Annotated in this window: 4 protein-coding genes; all 4 read right to left on the bottom strand. The window is 73.1% G+C overall.

The window, feature by feature from the left end:
* On the bottom strand, window positions 1–195 hold a 195-nt coding region (locus tag N864_RS25755; RefSeq protein ID WP_205621013.1), incomplete at its 3' end, for a hypothetical protein.
* Window positions 192–1,388 (bottom strand): hypothetical protein, encoded by a 1,197-nt coding sequence (locus N864_RS20155; protein WP_051518853.1) that lies wholly within the window; start codon window positions 1,386–1,388, stop codon window positions 192–194. The genes N864_RS20155 and N864_RS25755, both read right to left, overlap by 4 nt.
* Window positions 1,388–2,362 carry a glutamate ABC transporter substrate-binding protein gene (locus tag N864_RS20150; RefSeq protein ID WP_034721618.1) on the bottom strand — a complete coding sequence of 325 codons (975 nt, stop codon included), beginning with the start codon at window positions 2,360–2,362 and terminating at the stop codon, window positions 1,388–1,390. The genes N864_RS20155 and N864_RS20150 overlap by 1 nt, the downstream gene beginning before the upstream one ends.
* Complete coding sequence (locus N864_RS20145) at window positions 2,359–3,639, bottom strand: hypothetical protein (protein ID WP_034721617.1); 1,281 nt, start codon at window positions 3,637–3,639, stop codon at window positions 2,359–2,361. Before N864_RS20145 ends, N864_RS20150 begins: the two co-directional genes overlap by 4 nt.
* Window positions 3,640–3,780: the final 141 nt, after the last annotated feature.

The following is a 3,780-nucleotide window of genomic DNA, read 5'->3' as shown; positions in this document are numbered from 1 at the left end:
GGTGACCGTGGACACCCCAGTGACGCCACCGCCGGACGCCGCAGTGCCACCGGCCGCGCCGCCAGCGGGCGCACTGCCTGCAGGGGCAGCGGTCGCGCCCGGGACAACCGGGCTGCTCTGCGCGGCCATCCCGCAGACGTCGCAGTAGCCGTCGACGATCGTGCCCGAGCAGCCGGGTTGGGTGCACCTGGTCATGGGCGCGCCTTTCGGGGACGGGGCCGCGTCACGGCCTCGACGTAGGACTGGAAGGCGGCGGCGAGCGCCCGCGCCCGCTGGAGCCGCACGGGCATCGTGCCGAGCACGTCGTCGAGTCGCGCTCGCAGGTCGTCGAGATCGGACCGCGCCTCGGCCGACAGGTGCGCGGTGGCCGCCATGGCCGTGACGGCTCCCACGAGCCCGACGATCTCGTCGCGCTCGGCCAGCCCAGCGGCATACTGACCGTGGGCGAGGTCGAGCGCGCGACCGACGCGATCAAGCTTTTCGCGGTATGCCGCCAGCTCGGCTGGCGCTTGCGGCACCGGTCCCAGCGCGCGCACGTTGGGGATGGCCAGGTGCGGGGCGGGGTCGATCGCGGCGACGCAGGCGCGCTCGAGGGCACGGATCGCCTCGGCGCGCGCGTCGAGCTCCTCGACGCGCTGGGCCTGCCGCGCCCGGTCCTTCTGCGCCTCGGCGCGCTCCGCGGCCGCGACGATGAGGTCGCGCTCGAGCACGGCGGCGTCGATCTCGAGGGGGCCGATGATGCCGCCGGTGTCGGCGCCGCGGCGAGCCCGCTCCGTCAGGTCGACGAGGCGCCGGTCGAGCCGCGCGAGGGACTCGGCGGCCTCGTCGCGCTGGGCGCCGACGGGCACGAGGGGCAGCTGGTCGCGGACCCGCTCGAGCGTCTGGCGCAGCACGGTGATCCGCTGGCTCGCCTCGGCGACTCCGGGGGCGAGCGAGGCGCGGGCCTGCAGGGTGCGCGTCAGCGAGTCGAGCAGCCGGCACGCCTCGGGAAGGGTGACGGCGAGAGTGCCGGTGCCGGGGACGGACAGCGACTCCGTGGCGGAGCCGCCGAGCCTGCCGTGGATGAGGGTCGAGAGGCGTTCGGCCTCGGTGGGGCCGACGCGGCCGCCGTCGAAGACGGTCTCGAGCAGCACGTAGCGGTCGTTGATCGCCTTCCAGAAGGTGAGGGCGACGGTGAGGTCCGTCGTGATGGCGGTCTGCTCGTCCGGGGAGAGGCGCAGCACCGCCGCGTCGACGGCGTCGAGGTCGGCCCGGCGCTGGTTGACCCAGACGCGGAGGGCGCCGAGGTAGGTCTGCGCGGCGGTCGGGTCGATCGGCACGCCCAGGGCGCCCGGCGCGGCGGGCGCGAGGACGCCGCCACCGAGCGGAGCCTGCATGGGAGTCGTCATCAGCGGCCGTACACCGCCTTGGGCGGTGCCGGCGCCTTGCCGAGGGCGCCGGAGAGCCAGCGGTTGTAGATGGCGGTCCACCGGCCGTCCTTCTCCATGTCGGCCAGGAGGCGGTTGACGTAGCGCACGAGGTAGACGTCGTCCTTGTTGAAGGCCAGGCCGTACGGCTCGTCGCTGGTCGCCGGTGCCGACGTGACGACGGCGTAGGGGTCCTGGGCGGCGAGCCCGGCGAGGACGGTGTCGTCACCGGTGATGGCGTCGACCTTGCCCTGCTGGAACAGCACGAGGCAGCCGGTGTGGGTGTCGGCAGCCACCGGGATCGGCCCGGGCACCTTCTTGAGGTTGTCGAGCGTCGACGTGTCCTTCGGGGCGCAGACCCGCTGGCCCTTGAGGTCGGCCAGCGTCTTGGCGGGGTTCCCCCGGGCGACGAGGACCTTCTGACCGGAGTGGTAGTACTCGACGGAGAAGGCGACGTCGGCCCACCGGCCGCACGTCATCGTCATGTTGCGGGCGACCATGTCGACCTCGCGGTCCTGAAGCAGCTTGATCCGCTGCGCGGCGGTGATGACGCGCAGCTGCACCTTGTTCTCGTCGCCGAAGAGGCTCTGCGCGACGGCCCTGGCCATGTCGATGTCGAAGCCCTCGAGCTGGCCCGAGAGCGGGTTGCGAGCGCCGAGGAGGAACGTGTCGGCGGAGACGCCCACGATGAGGTATCCCCGGTCGAGGATCTTGCGGACCGACGCGTCGGTGATGGCCGACGAGGCCGGGATGCTCGGCAACGGGTCGTAGGACTGGAGCGGGTTGCTGCAGCTGACCGGGGCGGGTGCGGCCGGCGCCGAGCTGGCGCGGGGGGCCGACGGGGTGGGCACGGGGGTCTTGGCGTAGGTCACGCCGGAGCAGGCCGCGAGGCTGGCCAGCGCGGCCGTCGCGACGAGGGCTCGCACCACGCGTCCGGGGCGCCGGTTCGTCGTCACGTGTACTCCTCGATGCGCTTGCCGATGCCGCGGATGATGAGCCAGCAGGCGATGAGCGACAGCAGCCCGATCCCGACGGCGTAGGCCGGTGCCGCGCCGCCGAGCCCGTCGATGCGGGCGACGGCGCCCTGGCTCGCCGCGTCGCGCTGGGCCGTGACGTCCTTGTCGAACTGTGCGAAGAGGGTGCCGGGCGCCTGCGCCTGGGTCGAGGTGGCGAGGCTGACGGCCTTGTCCCAGTTGCCGTGGTCGTCGAGCGAGCGGATCTCGCGGTGGCCGTCGGCATACCGCTGCCACTCCTGCAGGAGCGGCGTGCTGTAGGCCGCGAGAGCCTTCTCGACCGTGGTGGCGTCGGCCTTCCAGGCCTTCTCGTTGTCGCTGCCGGAGCCGCGCCGGATGAGGGTGAGGCTCTCGTTGGCCCGTGCGTCGTTGGCCGCGGTGCTGACCCGAGCCAGCTGCACCGTGTCCTGGTACTGGTTGGCGCGCACGTCGGCCGCCGTCGCGCCGACAGTGCCGATCGTCGAGAGGGCGACGACCAGACCGATGACGAGCAGCACGATCGCCACCGCGAGCGGTGCGTTGACGTAGCGGTGGGTGCGGCGGGCGAGCCACACCGCGACCCCGATGAGCACGATGACCGCGACGACGCCCACGAGCAGCAGGGCGGTCGAGTCCGCGCGATCGAACTCGGCGGTGGCCCGACCCTCGTTCGCCCGCACGATCGAGTCGATGATGGGGATCGCGTCGCTGCGCAGCCCGGCGCTCGCCTGGGTCAGGTAGGTGGCGCCGACCGGCAGCCCGAGGCGGTTGTTGGACCGGGCCTGCTCCACGAGCGTCGCGTAGGTCTGGACCTGGACCGACAGGGCGGCCAGTGCGTCGCCGTCGGCCGGCTGGGCAGCGGCGGCCTCGGCGATCCCCTTGGCGACCGTCGTCATCGCCTGGTCGTAGGCGGCGCGCTGGTCGGACGGCTCGAGCCCACCGACCAGGAAGGCGTTGGTGGCGAGGGCGTCGGCCCTGAGCAGGTCGACCTGGAGGCTCTGCGCGCGGACGACCTGGGCGATGTTGGTCGCGGCCCGGTCCGCAGCGGCCCGGGAGCCGATCAGCGCCTGGGCGCAGACCGCCCCGAGCAGCAGGGCGGCGACGACCGCGACCACGCCGAGCAGTCGCATGCGTCCGGGGGTGCCGTGGACGAGGGAGTGGAAGACGGTCCGGGCTTCGTTCGTCGTCTGAGGGATCGTCGGGAGCGAGCCCTGAATGGTGCGCGGCGCACTCACGCTCATTCCTCATCCTCCTTCACCGGGGTCGGCTCCGACCCTGCCCTGTCTGATGCGCTGTCGCCATCAGGGGTTCCCCTGATCAGGTCCTGAGCCTCCCCGGACTCCCGCGCCACGTCGGCGTCGGTTCGTGGCCCTTCGTCGGTT

The sequence above is a fragment of the Intrasporangium chromatireducens Q5-1 genome, from assembly GCF_000576575.1.
Classification (GTDB): Bacteria; Actinomycetota; Actinomycetes; order Actinomycetales; family Dermatophilaceae; genus Intrasporangium_A; species Intrasporangium_A chromatireducens.
This window is presented reverse-complemented; position numbering and strand designations above follow the sequence as displayed.